This is a genomic window from Pseudomonas sp. ICMP 3272 (assembly GCF_001466905.1).
GTDB lineage: Bacteria > Pseudomonadota > Gammaproteobacteria > Pseudomonadales > Pseudomonadaceae > Aquipseudomonas > Aquipseudomonas amygdali.
This window is the reverse complement of record NZ_LKEK01000063.1, coordinates 21540-37512: the sequence shown is the minus strand read 5'-3', so window position 1 is coordinate 37512 and position 15973 is coordinate 21540. Positions and strand designations below refer to the sequence as shown.

At 60.9% G+C, this 15973-nt stretch carries 11 protein-coding genes; 3 read left to right on the top strand and 8 right to left on the bottom strand.

Annotated elements, in window-relative coordinates; all coding sequences use genetic code 11:
• Positions 1-211: 211 nt before the first annotated feature.
• From ptsP to AO068_RS17625, 3 genes are read left to right on the top strand one after another with little or no spacing between them, the layout of a single operon-like run.
• Positions 212-3079, top strand: coding sequence for a phosphoenolpyruvate--protein phosphotransferase (ptsP, locus tag AO068_RS17635; protein ID WP_058409001.1), 2868 nt, complete (start codon positions 212-214; stop codon positions 3077-3079).
• Positions 3079-4020, top strand: a complete 942-nt coding sequence (pfkB, locus tag AO068_RS17630) for a 1-phosphofructokinase (RefSeq protein WP_002552049.1) — start codon at positions 3079-3081, stop codon at positions 4018-4020. The genes ptsP and pfkB overlap by 1 nt, the downstream gene beginning before the upstream one ends.
• 12 nt (positions 4021-4032) lie before the next feature.
• Positions 4033-5775 carry a PTS fructose-like transporter subunit IIB gene (locus AO068_RS17625; RefSeq protein WP_058409000.1) on the top strand — a complete coding sequence of 581 codons (1743 nt, stop codon included), beginning with the start codon at positions 4033-4035 and terminating at the stop codon, positions 5773-5775.
• A gap of 18 nt (positions 5776-5793) precedes the next feature.
• Here AO068_RS17625 and AO068_RS17620 read toward each other — a convergent pair whose 3' ends face one another.
• The 8 genes from AO068_RS17620 to AO068_RS17585 all read right to left on the bottom strand — a co-directional run bounded on the left by AO068_RS17620 (position 5794) and on the right by AO068_RS17585 (position 15972).
• The gene (locus AO068_RS17620) at positions 5794-6972 is read right to left on the bottom strand and encodes an acetyl-CoA C-acetyltransferase (protein ID WP_058409018.1); all 1179 of its coding nucleotides are present in this window, start codon (positions 6970-6972) and stop codon (positions 5794-5796) included.
• A 96-nt stretch (positions 6973-7068) separates the two neighbouring features.
• A complete protein-coding gene (locus AO068_RS17615; protein WP_058408999.1) occupies positions 7069-7938 on the bottom strand; it encodes an oxygenase MpaB family protein in 870 nt (289 codons plus the stop codon).
• A 204-nt stretch (positions 7939-8142) separates the two neighbouring features.
• Positions 8143-9807, bottom strand: coding sequence for a glucose-6-phosphate isomerase (gene pgi / locus AO068_RS17610; protein WP_004658628.1), 1665 nt, complete (start codon positions 9805-9807; stop codon positions 8143-8145).
• A 253-nt stretch (positions 9808-10060) separates the two neighbouring features.
• A complete protein-coding gene (panC, locus tag AO068_RS17605; protein WP_058400365.1) occupies positions 10061-10912 on the bottom strand; it encodes a pantoate--beta-alanine ligase in 852 nt (283 codons plus the stop codon).
• Positions 10909-11709, bottom strand: coding sequence for a 3-methyl-2-oxobutanoate hydroxymethyltransferase (panB, locus tag AO068_RS17600; RefSeq protein ID WP_058408998.1), 801 nt, complete (start codon positions 11707-11709; stop codon positions 10909-10911). The genes panC and panB overlap by 4 nt, the downstream gene beginning before the upstream one ends.
• A 227-nt stretch (positions 11710-11936) precedes the next feature.
• On the bottom strand, positions 11937-12443 hold the full coding sequence (folK, locus tag AO068_RS17595; RefSeq protein WP_058408997.1) for a 2-amino-4-hydroxy-6-hydroxymethyldihydropteridine diphosphokinase: 507 nt from the start codon (positions 12441-12443) through the stop codon (positions 11937-11939).
• On the bottom strand, positions 12436-13839 hold the full coding sequence (locus AO068_RS17590; RefSeq protein WP_002552057.1) for a polynucleotide adenylyltransferase PcnB: 1404 nt from the start codon (positions 13837-13839) through the stop codon (positions 12436-12438). The genes folK and AO068_RS17590 overlap by 8 nt, the downstream gene beginning before the upstream one ends.
• 699 nt (positions 13840-14538) lie before the next feature.
• Positions 14539-15972, bottom strand: a complete 1434-nt coding sequence (locus AO068_RS17585) for a sigma-54-dependent transcriptional regulator (RefSeq protein ID WP_058408996.1) — start codon at positions 15970-15972, stop codon at positions 14539-14541.
• Position 15973: the final 1 nt, after the last annotated feature.

The following is a 15973-nucleotide window of genomic DNA, read 5'->3' as shown; positions in this document are numbered from 1 at the left end:
GCTTCAATGAATCCTCAGAATCGAGTAACGTGCCGGGCAATTGTAGATTAAACGATTCAGCACGCCTGTTGTCTGCTGCAATCTAGATGAAAGTGATGTCCGATACGATGTCCGGACAAGCATCACTTGCATCCCCCCAAGCTGTCGATCACGTGATCGTCATTAAAACAAGAATCAGGTGGCGCCTTGGCGCTGCACAGGAGTCAAGGCAATGCTCGAACTCACTCTGGAGCAAATATCCATGGCCCGGTCGGCTGTGGATAAAACTGCCGCACTTAAGCTGATTGCCGACCACCTGGTCGCTGATGGCCTGGTTGCCGAGGGCTACCTCACCGGGCTGATGAGCCGTGAGCAGCAGGGCTCGACCTTTCTCGGTCAGGGCATCGCCATCCCGCACGGTACCCCCGAAACCCGCGATCTGGTGGTCACCACCGGTGTGCGTCTGATGCAGTTCCCCGAAGGGGTGGACTGGGGCGACGGGCAAATGGTCTATCTGGCGATTGGTATTGCGGCCAAGTCCGATGAGCACTTGCGTCTGCTGCAACTGCTGACCCGCGCATTGGGTGAAGAGGATCTGGGCCAGGCGCTGCGTGAAGCCAAGACGCCGGAAGATCTGCTCAAACTGCTGCAGGGCGCACCTCAGGAACTGGCGCTCGACGCACAGATGATCAGCCTCGGCGTATCGGCCGACGATTTTGAAGAACTGGTCTGGCGCGGCGCACGCCTGCTGCGCAAAGCCGACTGCGTGAGCAACGGTTTCGCTGCCGTGCTGCAGCAGGTTGAAGCGTTGTCGCTGGGTGATGGCCTGTGGTGGCTGCACAGCGAGCAAACGGTCAAACGTCCTGGTCTGGCGTTCGTCACGCCGGACAAACCTATCCGTTATCTGGGCCAGCCGCTGACCGGTTTGTTCTGTCTCGCCAGTCTGGGTGAGGCGCATCAGGCGCTGCTGGAGCGCCTGTGCCTGTTGCTGATCGAAGGCCGTGGCCATGAGTTGGGCCACGCCACCAACAGTCGCGTTGTGCTGGAAGCTCTGGGCGGCGAAGTGCCTGCCGAATGGCCGACCCAGCGTGTCCAGCTGGCCAACGCCCACGGCTTGCACGCCCGTCCGGCGAAGATACTGGCGCAACTGGCCAAGGAGTTTGACGGCGAGATCCGCATGCGCGTGCTGGAAAGCGGCGAATCTGCGGTGTCGGCCAAGAGCCTGAGCAAGCTGCTCAGCCTCGGCGCCCGCCGTGGTCAGACGCTGGAGTTCATTGCCGAACCGACGATTGCCAATGACGCGTTGCCTGCCCTGATCGCCGCAGTGGAGCAGGGCCTGGGTGAAGAAGTCGAACCGTTGCCCGTTGCTTCAGAGGCTCAGGCTGCGCCAGCGCCTGCTGCTGTAGCCAAGCCGCTCAACGCCCCGGCTGCCGGTAGCGTGTTGCAGGCCGTGCCTGCTTCGCCGGGCATTGCTATCGGCCCGGCCCACGTTCAGGTGCTGCAAAGCTTTGATTATCCGCAGCAGGGTGAGTCTGTGGCTGCCGAACGCGAGCGTCTGCACAAGGCGATCGGTGAAGTCCGCAGCGACATCGAGAACCTCATTCAGCGCAGCAAGTCCAAGGCCATCCGGGAAATCTTCATCACCCACCAGGAAATGCTCGAAGACCCGGAACTGACCAACGAAGTCGAGGCGCGCCTCAACAACGACGAAAGCGCGGCTGCGGCCTGGGCCACGGTCATCGAGACCGCTGCCGTTCAGCAGGAACAACTGCAGGACGCGCTGCTGGCCGAGCGTGCCGCCGACCTGCGTGATGTGGGGCGGCGCGTGCTGGCGCAGATCTGCGGCGTCGAAACCGTCGCAGCCCCGGACGAACCTTACATTCTGGTGATGGACGAAGTCGGCCCATCCGACGTAGCCCGTCTGGACCCGGCGCAGGTCGCTGGCATCCTCACCGCCCGTGGCGGCGCGACCGCGCACAGTGCCATCGTGGCGCGTGCGCTGGGCATTCCCGCACTGGTCGGTGCCGGTGACGAAGTGCTGCTGCTCAAGCCCGGCACCGTGCTGCTGCTCGACAGCCAGCGCGGGCGGCTGACCGTCGCACCTGATGAAGCAACCCTGCAGCGCGCCGCTGAGGACCGCGATGCCCGCGAAGAGCGTCTCAAGGCCGCAGCGGCAGCGCGTATGGAGCCTGCTGTGACGCGTGATGGGCATGCCGTCGAAGTGTTCGCCAATATCGGTGACAGCACCGGGACGCCAGCGGCTGTGGAGCAGGGCGCGGAAGGCGTTGGCCTGTTGCGCACCGAGCTGCTGTTCATGGCGCACTCCCAGGCCCCCGATGAAGCGACACAGGAAGCTGAATACCGTCGCGTGCTGACTGATCTGGGCGGCCGTCCGCTGGTGGTGCGTACGCTGGACGTGGGTGGCGACAAACCTTTGCCTTACTGGCCGATCGCCAAAGAGGAAAACCCGTTCCTTGGCGTACGCGGTATCCGTCTGACCCTGCAACGCCCGGATGTGATGGAAAGCCAGCTGCGCGCCCTGTTACGCGCGGCAGACAGCGGCCCGTTGCGCATCATGTTCCCGATGATCGGCACGCTTGAAGAGTGGCGTCAGGCGCGGGAAATGACCGAGCGGTTGCGCGAGGAAATTCCGGTCAGCGACCTGCAACTGGGGATCATGATCGAAGTACCATCGGCGGCGCTGATCGCCCCGGTGCTGGCCAAGGAAGTGGACTTCTTCAGCATCGGCACCAATGACCTGACGCAATACACCATGGCCATCGACCGTGGTCACCCGACGCTGTCGGCCCAGGCTGACGGCCTGCACCCGTCGGTGCTGCAACTGATCGACATGACCGTGCGTGCTGCGCATGCCAACGGCAAATGGGTGGGCGTGTGCGGCGAACTGGCCGCCGACCCGCTGGCGGTGCCGATTCTGGTCGGGCTGGGCGTGGATGAATTGAGTGTATCGGCGCGCAGCATTGGCGAGGTCAAGGCGTGCGTGCGTGAGCTGACCCTGAGCAGCGCGCAACAACTGGCGCAAAATGCGCTGACGGCGGGCAGCGCTGCTGAAGTCCGCGCGCTTGTGGAGGCTGTGTAATGGCTAAGATTCTTACCCTGACCATGAACCCGGCGCTGGACCTGACTGTGCAGTTGGGCCAGTTGGAGCTGGGTCAGGTCAACCGCAGCAATGCAATGCTCACTCACGCAGCGGGCAAAGGCCTGAATGTGGCGCAGGTGCTGGCTGACCTGGGTCATGACCTGACTGTTGCCGGTTTTCTCGGTGTCGACAACCAGCAAGCGTTCGAGGCGTTGTTCGAACGTCGCAACTTTGTTGACGAGTTCGTCCGCGTGCCGGGAGAAACCCGCAGCAATATCAAGCTGGCCGAAGGCAGTGGCCGCATCACCGACCTGAACGGCCCTGGCCCGCAGGTCAGTGAAGAGGCACAGCAAGCGCTGTTCGCCCGTGTGCAACAGATTGCATCAGGTTTCGACGTTGTGGTCGTTGCTGGCAGCCTGCCGCGTGGTGTCACGCCGGAGTGGCTGCACAAACTATTGGTGATGCTCAAGGACCTTGGTCTGAAAGTAGCACTGGACAGCAGCGGCCTGGCCCTGCGCGCCGGTCTTACCGCCGGGCCGTGGCTGATCAAGCCCAACACCGAAGAACTGGCCGATGCGCTCGACGCACCGATCATTTCCATCGCCGCGCAAGCCGAAGTGGCTGCTCGCCTGCACACGCAGGGCATCGAGCATGTGGTGATCTCTCAAGGCTCTGAAGGCGTGCACTGGTTCAGTCCGAGTGTGGCGCTGCACTCGCTGCCGCCCAAGGTCACGGTGGCCAGCACGGTAGGTGCTGGTGATTCGCTTCTGGCCGGCATGGTGCACGGGCTGATCAGCGCTCACGAGCCACAGAAGACCTTGCGCACCGCTACGGCGATTGCCGCCATGGCAGTGACCCAGATCGGTTTCGGTATCACCGATGCCGCGCAACTCAAACGGCTTGAAGGCGGCGTCACTGTACGCAGCCTTTCAGAACAATAAGAGAGGATCGTCATGAAGTTAGCCATAGTTACGGCCTGCCCGAACGGCAAGGTCAGCAGCGTACTCAGCGCACGATTGCTCGAAGCGGCGGCATTGCGCCAGGGCTGGGAAACCAGCGTCGAAATCATCGATCCCAACAAGTCGGACCAGCAGTTGTCCGCCCAGGACATCGAAGCCGCCGACCTTGTTCTGGTGGTCAATACCGGTCCGGTGGATTTGAGCCGCTTTGTCGGCAAACGTCTGTTTCAGGATTCGCCTGCCCATGCGTTGCAGGACGTCGACGGTTTTCTGCAACGCGCCGAGCGAGAAGCGCAGGTGCATGCGGCGTCTGAGGCGGTCACGCCTCAAGCAACCGAGGGTGCCGGTGCGCAGCCGCGCATTGTTGCGATCACAGCCTGCCCGACCGGGGTTGCGCACACGTTCATGGCTGCCGAAGCGATCCAGCAAGCGGCCAAGCGTCTGAATTACGACCTGCAAGTCGAAACCCAGGGCTCGGTCGGCGCGCGCAATCCGCTCAGCGCCAAGGCTATTGCCGAGGCCGACGTGGTGTTGCTGGCCGCGGATATCGAGGTCAATACTGATCGTTTTGCCGGCAAGAAAATCTACCGTTGTGGCACCGGGATCGCGCTCAAGCAGTCCGAAGCAACGTTGAAAAAAGCCTTGGCAGAAGGCCAGGTCGAGTCCGACGAGGCTGCTGCCAAATCACCTGCCAGGCAAGAAAAGGCAGGTGTGTACAAGCACCTGCTGACCGGTGTTTCGTTCATGCTGCCGATGGTGGTGGCAGGTGGTCTGTTGATCGCCCTGTCGTTTGTGTTCGGCATTACCGCGTTCAAAGAGCAAGGCACGCTGGCGGCGGCCTTGATGCAGATCGGCGGGGAAGCTGCGTTCAAACTCATGGTTCCATTGCTGGCCGGTTACATCGCGTATTCGATTGCTGATCGCCCGGGCCTTGCGCCTGGCATGATCGGCGGCCTGCTGGCGAGTACGCTGGGTGCCGGCTTCATTGGCGGTATCATTGCCGGTTTTCTGGCCGGTTACAGTGCTGCGGCGATCAACCGCTATGCACGCCTGCCAGCCAGCGTCGAAGCGCTCAAGCCGATTCTGATCATCCCGTTGCTGTCGAGCCTGTTCACCGGTCTGGTGATGATCTACGTGGTCGGCAAGCCGGTTGCGGGCATGCTGGAAGCCTTGACTCACTTCCTCGACAGCATGGGCACCACCAACGCCATCCTGCTGGGCGTGGTGCTCGGTGCAATGATGTGCGTCGACCTTGGTGGGCCGATCAACAAGGCGTCCTATGCGTTCTCCGTCGGTCTGCTGGCGTCCCAGAGCTACGCGCCGATGGCCACTGCCATGGCAGCCGGTATGGTGCCGCCCATCGGTATGGGCATCGCCACGATCCTGGCCCACCGCAAGTTCGCCCAGAGCGAGCGAGAGGCAGGCAAGGCGGCGTTCGTGCTGGGGCTGTGCTTTATTTCCGAAGGTGCCATTCCGTTTGCCGCCAAGGACCCGTTGCGGGTGATTCCGGCCAGTGTCGTGGGTGGCGCGCTGACCGGTGCATTGTCGATGTACTTCGGCTGCAAACTGATGGCGCCACACGGCGGCCTGTTTGTGATGCTGATCCCCAACGCCATCAACCATGCGCTGTTGTATCTGCTGGCGATTATCGCCGGTAGCGTGCTGACCGGCGTGATCTACGCGCTGATCAAGCGTCCGGAGCCGGTGGACATGGAAGTGGCGCCCGCAGGCGCCTGATTACGATCGTAAGCGCCCTCAGCGTGCCAGCGCGAGGGCAACCCCCTGGCCGCCGCCGATGCACAGCGTGGCCAGGCCCTTCTTCGCATCGCGCCTGATCATCTCGTGCAGCAGCGTCACCAGCACGCGGCAGCCTGACGCGCCAATCGGGTGGCCAAGGGCGATTGCACCACCATTGACGTTGAGCTTTTGCGGGTCCAGCCCCAGTTCCTTGCCGACCGACAACGACTGTGCGGCAAAGGCTTCGTTGGCTTCGATCAGATCCAGTTCGTCCAGCGACCAGCCAGCCTTGTCCAGGCAGCGCCGGGTTGCACTGACCGGGCCGATGCCCATGATGGCCGGGTCGACACCTGCGTTGGCGTACGCGGCGACGCGCGCCAGCACTGGCAGGCCCAACTGCTCGGCTTTGGTCGCGCTCATCAGCATCACGGCGGCGGCACCGTCGTTGAGCGAAGACGCATTACCGGCGGTGACGGTGCCGTCCTTCTTGAACGCAGGTTTGAGTTTGCCGAGTGTTTCAGCCGTGGTGCCAGCGCGGGGCTGTTCGTCAGTGGCGAAGGACAACGGCTCGCCCTTGCGCTGAGGGATCAGGATCGGAGTGATCTCATCGACAAAGCGTCCGCCTTCAATGGCCGCAATCGCTTTTTGCTGAGACAGGGCAGCGAACTGATCCTGGGCTTCACGGCTGATGTCGTACTGCTGTGCGAGGTTCTCGGAGGTGATGCCCATGTGGTAATCATTGAATGCATCCCACAGACCATCAGTGATCATGGTGTCGACCATGCTGGTGTGGCCCATGCGCAAACCAGTGCGTGCGCCCGGCAGTACGTAGTTGGACAGGCTCATGTTTTCCTGGCCGCCAGCAATGATGATTTCGGCATCACCGCAGCGAATCGCCTGGGTCGCCAGGTGCAGTGCCTTGAGGCCCGAGCCGCAGACCTTGTTCAGGGTCATGGCCGGTACGGAGAAGGGCAGGCCCGCCTTGATGGCAGCCTGTCGCGCCGGGTTCTGGCCTGCGCCGGCGGTCAGCACCTGGCCCATGATGACTTCATCGACTTGCGCGCCGTCCACGCCGGTTTGCGCCAGCAGTTGGCGAATGACTGCAGCGCCAAGATCTACAGCAGCAACGGCAGCCAGAGAACCCTGGAAACTGCCGACGGCGGTACGGGTGGCGGCGACGATAACGACGTCCTGCATGGTGCTGATCCTCATTGTTATTGAGGGCTCATGGTGGCACAGATAGGCAGGCAGGTTCCAACCGTGAACCGCTCGGTCACGTTTTGCCGAAAACCTTTACGTAACGTCCATGCGGCGTCTGGCACGTTGCGCTGATCCGTCCTGCACGGCCCAACGCAAAATGGGCGCGGTGTTGTTGACGCCCAGGCGGATTATCCGGCGCTGCAAGGGGCCTTGGGTAATGTCGAGCATTTCGCTCGCCCAGTCCGGCAGCAAGTCGATACCGGCACGCATCATCAATACACCGAAAGGCTTGGCCAGCCAGTTGGGCGCAGGGGCATCAAGCAGCAGGCGCAGCACTTCGTGACTACGCTCGTCACAAACCAGTTGCCCGCGAATGTCTGCCAGATAATCAGCGATGGCCTGACGTGAGCGCGGAACATTACCTGCCCCGAGCCGTTCGGCAACCAGCGCTGTTTCAGCGTAGTAGGCGTCCTGATCGGCGAGCGACATATCCGGGTTGAGGTAGCGCAAGTGGGCTGCGAGAAAGCTGCTGACTTCGGCCACATGCACCCAGGTCAGCAAGTCCGGATCGCTGGCGGCATACGGCCGGCCATCGGGCGCGGTGCCGACGATATTGAGGTGAATGTTGCGCACCTTGTCGATCAGCCAGTTGGCATCTCGCGTGGAGCCGTAGGTGGTGCCGGACAGAAACTGCCCGGTACGCCGCAGGCGGCCGAGCATGTCCTGACGAAAGTTGGAGTGGTCCCAGATACCCGCCAGTGCCAGCGGGTGCAAAGCCTGCAGCATCAAGGCGCTGATGCCGCCGACCAGCATACTGGTGAAATCGCCGTGTACCTTCCAGCACACTGCCTGAGGACCAAACAGACCAGGGTCGCCCTTGGGGTTCTCCAGATCCAGCTGGCCCAGGGCCAGACCGGTAAGGCTGATGACCTGGGTTTCGATGCGGGTGCGGATGAATTCCATGTCGTGCTCGTGCATCGGGAGGGCTTGGATAAAGCTGACTGAGGCTCGTTCGAAGCGCGTAGCGCTCCATCGCCTGGCTGACTATCGTGCCGACGCTCCGCGTCGGCATGCAGTTCTGGACGCTTTGCGTCCTCTTTATGACGCAGAGCGTCACGCACGGCATTCCCACGCGCAGCGTGGGAACGATGTCATGAGCGGGACAAATCAGCCGCGGTGACGGCCGCGGAAGTAGTTGATCAGGCCTTGGGTCGATGCATCGTCAGCCGGCTCTTCGGTGCCGCCGGTCAGACGCTGGTACACGGCCTTGCCCATCTCCTTGCCCAGTTCCACGCCCCATTGGTCAAAGGCATTGGTGCCCCAGATCACGCTCTGCACGAACACCTTGTGCTCATACATCGCCACCAGTGCGCCAAGACGACGCGGGCTGATGCGTTCGACCACCAGAGTGTTGCTCGGGCGGTTACCGGGGATGACCTTGTGCGGTGCCAGTTTCTGCACCTCTTCCTCGCTCATGCCCTTCTCGCGCAGCTCGGCTTCGGCTTCGGCGCGGGTCTTGCCCATCATCAGAGCCTGGCTTTGTGACAGGCAGTTCGCGTACAGCCACTGGTGATGGTCGGCAACCGGGTTGAAGCTGACGATCGGCACAATGAAGTCGGCCGGAATCATCTGTGTGCCTTGATGCAGCAACTGGTGATAAGCATGCTGACCGTTGGCACCTACGCCGCCCCAGATGACCGGGCCGGTGTCGGTGGAGGTCGGCGTACCGTCCTGACGGACGCTTTTGCCGTTGGACTCCATGTCCAGTTGTTGCAAGTGTTTGGTGATGTTACGCAGGTAGTGGTCGTACGGCAGGATCGCGTGGCTTTGTGCGTTCCAGAAGTTGCCGTACCAGACGCCCAGCAACGCCAGTAGAACCGGCATGTTCTGTTCGAAAGGGGCGCTCTGGAAATGCTGGTCCATCGTATAGGCGCCGGACAGCAGTTCCTTGAAGTTGGACATGCCGATAGCCAGCGCGATAGGCAGGCCGATAGCCGACCACAGCGAATAGCGACCGCCAACCCAGTCCCACATCGGGAAGATGTTTTCTTCACGGATGCCGAAGGCTACGGCCGCGGCGTTGTTGCTGGAAACCGCGATGAAGTGGCGATGCAGTTCAACTTCGGAGCCGCCCTGCGCCAGATACCAGGCGCGTGCAGCCTGAGCATTTTTCAGGGTTTCCAGCGTGTTGAAGGACTTCGACGAGACGATGAACAGCGTGGTCTCGGCGCGAATTTTCATCGACAGTTCATGAAACTCGCTGCCATCAATGTTCGCCAGGTAATGGCAACGGACACCTTTGTGCGCGTAGGCCACCAGCGCTTCGGAGACCAGCTCCGGGCCGAGGAACGAGCCGCCGATGCCGATGTTCACCACGTCGGTGATCGGCTTTTCGGTGTAACCGCGCCACAGACCGTCGTGAATTCGGCCGACCAGTTCGGTCATCTGATTGAGTACGCGGTGTACGTCTGGCATCACATCGACGCCGTTGACTTTCAACTTGTCGCCGACCGGCCGGCGCAGAGCGGTGTGCAGCGCCGGGCGACCTTCGGATGAGTTGACCAGCTCGCCATCGTATTGAGCCTTGATGGCGTCCTTGAGGTTCACTTCGCCCGCCAGGCTGACCAACAGATCACGGGTTTCGGTGGTGATCAGGTTTTTGGAGTAGTCGAGAAACAGACCGGCGCTGCTGAGGGTGAATTGGCTGAAGCGCTGCGGATCAGAATTGAACGCTTCGCGCATGCTGAAATTCTGCATGGACTGGCGGTGTTTGCTCAACGCTTGCCAGGCGGGCAGAGCGGTCACATCGGAAGGATTGCGGTAGTACGCCATCGCTGCGGGTTTCCTTTAACTGGTTCTGTCTTTGGATATTCTTGGGGCGAGGTCGCAAGCTTTCTCACGGGCTATACATAGCAGACTACCCTTCGCGTACCCGTTTGTCTGCGCCTCGCCTTACATGACCCCGGTACTTTTTCGCACACAAGAAGCCGGGGCTTGCGCTCAAATGCTGTCGGTTGTGGTTCAGGCAACCTGTACCGGTATGGCATTGCCGGTGTGGCTTAGTTCATTGCCCCGGCGCATCCCGTCAGCTTCTGGTCAGGTGCAGATTGTCGATCAGGCGGGTTTTACCCAGGAATGCGGCGGCGAGGATGACCACGTCGCGATTTTCGGCAGTGGTCGGACGCAGGCTGGTGGCGTCACGTATTTCCAGATAATCGATACGAAAACCGGCTGCCTCCAGTTGCTGCTTCTTGCTCGTCAGCAGCGCGTCGAAATCCTGCTCGCCTGCGCTGATCGCGTCGGCGGTCTGGCGGATGGCCTGATACAGCGCGGGCGCCGCAGCGCGCTGAGCGTCATTCAGATAACCGTTACGCGAGGACAGCGCCAGACCGTCGTCGGCACGCACGGTAGGTTCGCCGATGATCTGGATCGGCATGTTCAGGTCACGGACCATGGCGCGAATCACCGCCAGTTGCTGGAAGTCTTTTTCGCCGAAAATCGCCAGGTCTGGCTGCACCATGTTGAAAAGCTTGCTGACGACCGTAGCAACGCCCTCGAAATGGCCGGGACGGCTCGCACCGCACAGGCCTTGCGACAGGTGTGGCACGCTGACCAGTGTCTGGTCGGCCATGCCGTGCGGGTATATTTCCTCGACGCTTGGGGTGAACAGCAGGTTGCACCCGGCCTGCAGAAGTTTTTCCTGATCGGCCGCCAGGGTGCGAGGGTAAGTGGCCAAGTCTTCGTTGGGGCCGAACTGCAGCGGATTGACGAAAATGCTGGCGACCACGAAGTCGGCACGTTGGGCCGCCTTGGCGACCAGTGCGGCGTGGCCGCTGTGCAGGTTGCCCATGGTCGGGGTCAACGCGATCCGTTTGCCTTCGCTGCGTGCCCGCGCAACGGCGGCACGCAGTTCCTGTACGGTCTTTACTGTGTTCATGCCGAGAATCCGTGTTCAGTTGCCGGAAAGCTGACGTCTTTGACCGCGGCCACGTAGGCCCGGATAGCCGACTGGATATCGGGCTGACCGGTCATGAAGTTTTTCACGAATTTGGGTACGCGCCCGCTGATGGACAGGCCCAGCATGTCGTGCAGCACCAGTACCTGGCCGTCGGTAGCGCTGCCTGCGCCAATACCGATGACCGGAATTTTCACCGCCTGGGTGATTTCTTCGGCGAGTTCGCTCGGCACACACTCCAGCAGGATCATCGCTGCGCCCGCCTGTTCCAGCGCGATCGCGTCGGCACGCATCTGCCGTGCCTGTGCTTCCAGTCGACCCTGAACCTTGTAGCCGCCCAGTACGTTGACTGCCTGCGGCGTCAGGCCCATGTGCGCGCACACCGGGATCCCGCGTTCTGCCAGCAGACGGATCGACTCGGCCAGCCATGCTGCGCCTTCGACCTTGATCATGTGCGCACCTGCCTGCATCAGCGTCGCGCTGTTGATGAGGGTCTGCTCCAGCGTGGCGTTGGCCATGAACGGTAGGTCGGCGAGAATCATCGCGCCCTGATTACCGCGTTTCACACACGCAACGTGGTACGCGGTTTCGGCGGTCGTGACGGGCAGGGTGCTGTCGTGGCCTTGCAGGACCATGCCCAGCGAGTCGCCTATCAGCAGCACTTCGACACCGGCCCGGGAGGCCGTGTGGGCGAAAGTTGCGTCGTAGCAGGTCAGCATGGTGATTTTCTCACCTTTCTGCTTCATGGCCAGCAGCGACGTAACGGTTATGTTCGGCATGTAAGTCCTCCATCAGGCGCTGTGAAGACGGGTGTTCAGCGCGTGAGAGTCATCCTGGAAAAGCAGGCACACCGTCGTGTCGCGGTGTTTTGCAAAGGCCTGTTTCGCGCCCGTTCGCCTGTGGTGCGGCGGCGGGAGGCCTATCTTCGTGAGGAGGGGGCGTGAAGTCAATTGAAGGTGTTACCTGTGCGTCGGACCGGTTACACATGTGCGGTGACAGACAGGCTTTATGCCTCGGCGGGCAGGCGCTCAAGGCCTGTAAACGGGCAGTCGTCGAGTAGACGGTCGAGTTCGCGTCCGTCGGCCAGCGTCAGGCCTGGGGCCAGCTCTGCCAGCGGGTACAGCACGAATGCCCGCGCCTGCATGTGGTAATGCGGCACCTTGAGGCGCGGTTCATCGATCAGGCGATTGCCGAACAGCAGAATGTCGAGGTCCAGCGTGCGAGGCCCCCAGCGTTCGTGGCGTTCGCGGCCCTGATCCAGCTCGATGGCCTGTAGCGCGTCAAGCAGGGTCAGTGGCGTCAAGGTGGTGTCGAGTGCTGCGACGGCGTTGGTAAAGCGCGGCTGGCCGGGCAGCAGCGAGTCGCTGACATAGAACGATGACACGCTGGTCAGTTCACAACCGGGTAGTTGCGCCATTGCCTTGAGGGCACTGCGCAGTTGCTCGGCCGGGTCAGCGAGATTGCTGCCCAGGCCGATGTAAACGCGTTCAGTGGTCAACAGCGGTTCATTCACCGCTTTGCGCCTCGCCGGTGGTGCGCTTGCGTTTGGCACCGCTGTTACGACGACGCTTGCGTGGCGCTGCGCCCGCAGCTTCGGGCTTGTTACTCAGGTCACGAATCATGTCGCGGCGTTCGCTGTCGTTGCAGTCCTGATAATCGGTCCACCACTGGCCCAGACCATCGGTCTGCTCGCCCGCTGTTTCACGCAGCAGCAGGAAGTCGTAACCCGCGCGGAACCTTGAGTTGTCCAGCAACAGGTCTGCACGTTTGCCCGAACGGCGCGGCAGGCGCTCCTGCATGTCCCAGATCTCGCGGATCGGCAGGGTGAAGCGCTTGGGAATCGCGATGCGCTGGCATTGCTCGATAATCAGTTCGTGAGCGGCTTCCTGCATCGCTGCAATCGGCGGCATGCCACGTTCCTGAGCGCGCAGCACCTTGGCCGGCAAGGCAGGCCAGAGCAGCGCGGCAAACAGGAACGCCGGTGTGACCGGTTTGTTCTGCTTGATGCGCAAATCGGTGTTGATCAGGGCATTGCTGATCAGTGTATGGGTGTAGGTCGGGTTGTATTCCAGCGCCTTGGAACTGGCCGGGAACAGCGGTTCGAACAGCTCCAGGTCCACCAGCATTTCAAAGGTGGGAGCGGCATGCCCGGAAAGGAACAGTTTGAGCACTTCTTCGAACAGGCGTGCCGACGGAATATCGCGCAGCATCGGTGCCAGCGAGCGAATCGGTTGCGCGCTGTGCTTTTCGATGCCGAAGTCCAGCTTGGCAGCGAAGCGCACCGCACGCAGCATGCGCACCGGGTCTTCTTTATAACGCTGTTCCGGATCGCCGATCAGGCGGATCAGACGGTTGCGAATGTCGTGTACGCCATTGGCGTAATCTAGAACACGCTCGCTGACCGGATCGTAATACAGCGCGTTGATCGTGAAGTCGCGACGCTGGGCGTCCTCTTCAAGCGTGCCGTACACATTGTCACGCAGAATGCGCCCGCTTTCGTTGCGCGAGGACTGGTTGCTGTCCTCTTCTTCGTCATCCTGTGGATGATTGGCGCGGAAGGTCGCCACTTCGATGATTTCACGACCGAAATGGATATGCACCAGCTTGAACCGGCGGCCAATGATCCGCGCATTGCGGAATTCGGCACGCACTTGTTCCGGCGTGGCGCTGGTGGCGACGTCGAAATCCTTGGGCGTGATGTTGAGCATCATGTCGCGTACACAGCCACCGACCAGATAGGCCTGGTAGCCAGCGTTCTGCAGGCGCTCGACGATATTGACGGCATAACGGCTGAACTGGCTGCGTTGCAGCGAATGCTGGCTGCTATTGAGCACTTCAGGCGTGGTACGCGTATGTTGCTGCGGTTTGCGCAGTGGGGAACGAAATGACTGGAACAACTTCTTCAGCATGGGATGCACTGTTTGAAGGAATATTCGGCCAAAAACGTGGAATGACCGCATGATGGGCGGGGATTCTAGCATTTAGTCGAGGGATGGTGTAGGAAGCTGTCGCGGAAGGACAAACGATGGCGTGTATTAACGCTGGGGAAGCTACTGGGGGAGCCGAAGCTCCCCCAAAGTGTGTGCTCTTTGTTATTGTTTTCTGTATGGGCTTCTTGTTTTTGTTGAGTGCCCATTCACGAGACCTTCGTCTGTGAAACCTCCCAATCGGGAGTCAAGAGCAAACGGATTGCTTTGGTCGCTGCGTTGCAATGATCATTCGATCCAACCAGTTCAGGCTCTACCTAAGGGTAGTTTTTGTTGTTCTCGGCCTGGTTGCGGGGCAAGCCCCAAATACAACTCCTCTCCAAAAGAATCAGTTAGCTGCGCCTCCGCCGTGTTGTTCTTGTTATGCGTGAGTCGATTCGTGTTGTTTTTATTATGGGTGTCGTACTGCTTGTTGTTTTTCTTGTACTAAGCATATAGCAGAAGCTGTGCCAACTTTTGCGAAGCCCCGTAAACCGGGCGTTCGCGGGCGAAAGGCGGTTGTTGCAGGCATAAAAAAGCCGGGTCTGCGTTACCGTAAGACCCGGCTTTTGTTACGTGAAGTGTTTGCGGTAACAGTTTCTGCCCGCTCTGCGCACCGCGTGCCAGAGCCTTTACCGCTTTTTACGTCTCGTTGGCGACTCCCTTGCGACGCGGAATGCCCAGACGCTGACGACGTTCCCACAGACACTTGCGACTGACGCCCAGTTTGCGCGCCAGCTCGGTTTCAGTCATGTGGTCCTGATGCTCCAGAACGAAGTGCTGGAAATAGTCCTCAAGCGACAGGTCTTCGGCCGGCTCATTGCCCGTCGAGCCGGAAGACCCTGGCAGCGGTGCCATGCCCATGTACTCGTCGTCATCCAGACCGTCGAGCTCGATATCGATGCCCAGCAGATCTGCGGTGATTTCCGGGTTTTCGCACAGGATCACCGAGCGTTCCACCGCATTTTCCAGTTCGCGTACGTTGCCTGGCCAGCTGTAATGACGAATGGCTTGTTCGGCGTCGGGGGCAAACTTCAGGTCGTCGCGACCGACCTTGGCGCTCTGGCGTACCAGAAACGCACGGGCGATTTCCAGAATGTCGCTGCCACGCTCGCGCAGCGCGGGGAGTTTCAGGGCGATGACGTGCAGGCGATAGAACAGGTCTTCACGAAACTCGCCATTTTTGGCCAGCGTCTTGAGGTCACGGTGGGTTGCGGCAATCAGGCGTACGTCGACCTTTTGCGATTGCACCGAGCCGACACGCCGAATCTCGCCTTCCTGCAATACCCGCAGCAGGCGTGCCTGGGCTTCCAGCGGCAGTTCGCCGATTTCATCGAGAAACAGCGTGCCTCCGTCAGCAGCTTCGACCAGACCAGCACGACCTGCACTGGCTCCGGTGAATGCGCCTTTCTCGTGACCGAACAATTCAGACTCGATCAGCGATTCAGGGATGGCCGCACAGTTGACCGAGATCATCGGCGCCTTGGCACGGCGTGACAGGTTGTGCAGGGCGCGGGCGACCAGTTCTTTACCGGTGCCCGACTCGCCCTGGACCAGAACATTGGAATCGGTCGGTGCCACTTTGCGGATCTTGCTGTAGAGATCCAGCATGGGCGGGCAAGAACCGATGATGCCGATCTCGCCATTATTATTCTGTGCCGGGCCTTTTTCAGCGCCGTTAGCCTTGGCAAGGGCGTTACGCTCCTCCTGAAGCCCCTTGACCGTCTGGCGATCACGCAGGATTCGTGAGACCGCCTGCAGCATTTCATCGTGATCGAAGGGTTTGGCGATGTAATCCACAGCCCCCATCTTCATCGAATCGACCGCTGAGCGCAGGCTGGCGTAACTGGTCATGATCAGCACCGGTTTGCCTTCGCCGAGCTTGATCAGTTCGGTACCGGGCGCGCCTGGCAGGCGCAGGTCGCTGACGATCAGATCAAAAGACGGAATGCTGAAGCGCTCCTGAGCTTCCTGAACGGAGCCGGCTTCACTGACTTCATACTGATTGCGTTCAAGCAGGCGACGCAGGGCTGAGCGGATAATCGTTTCGTCTTCGACGATCAAAATATGCGGCATT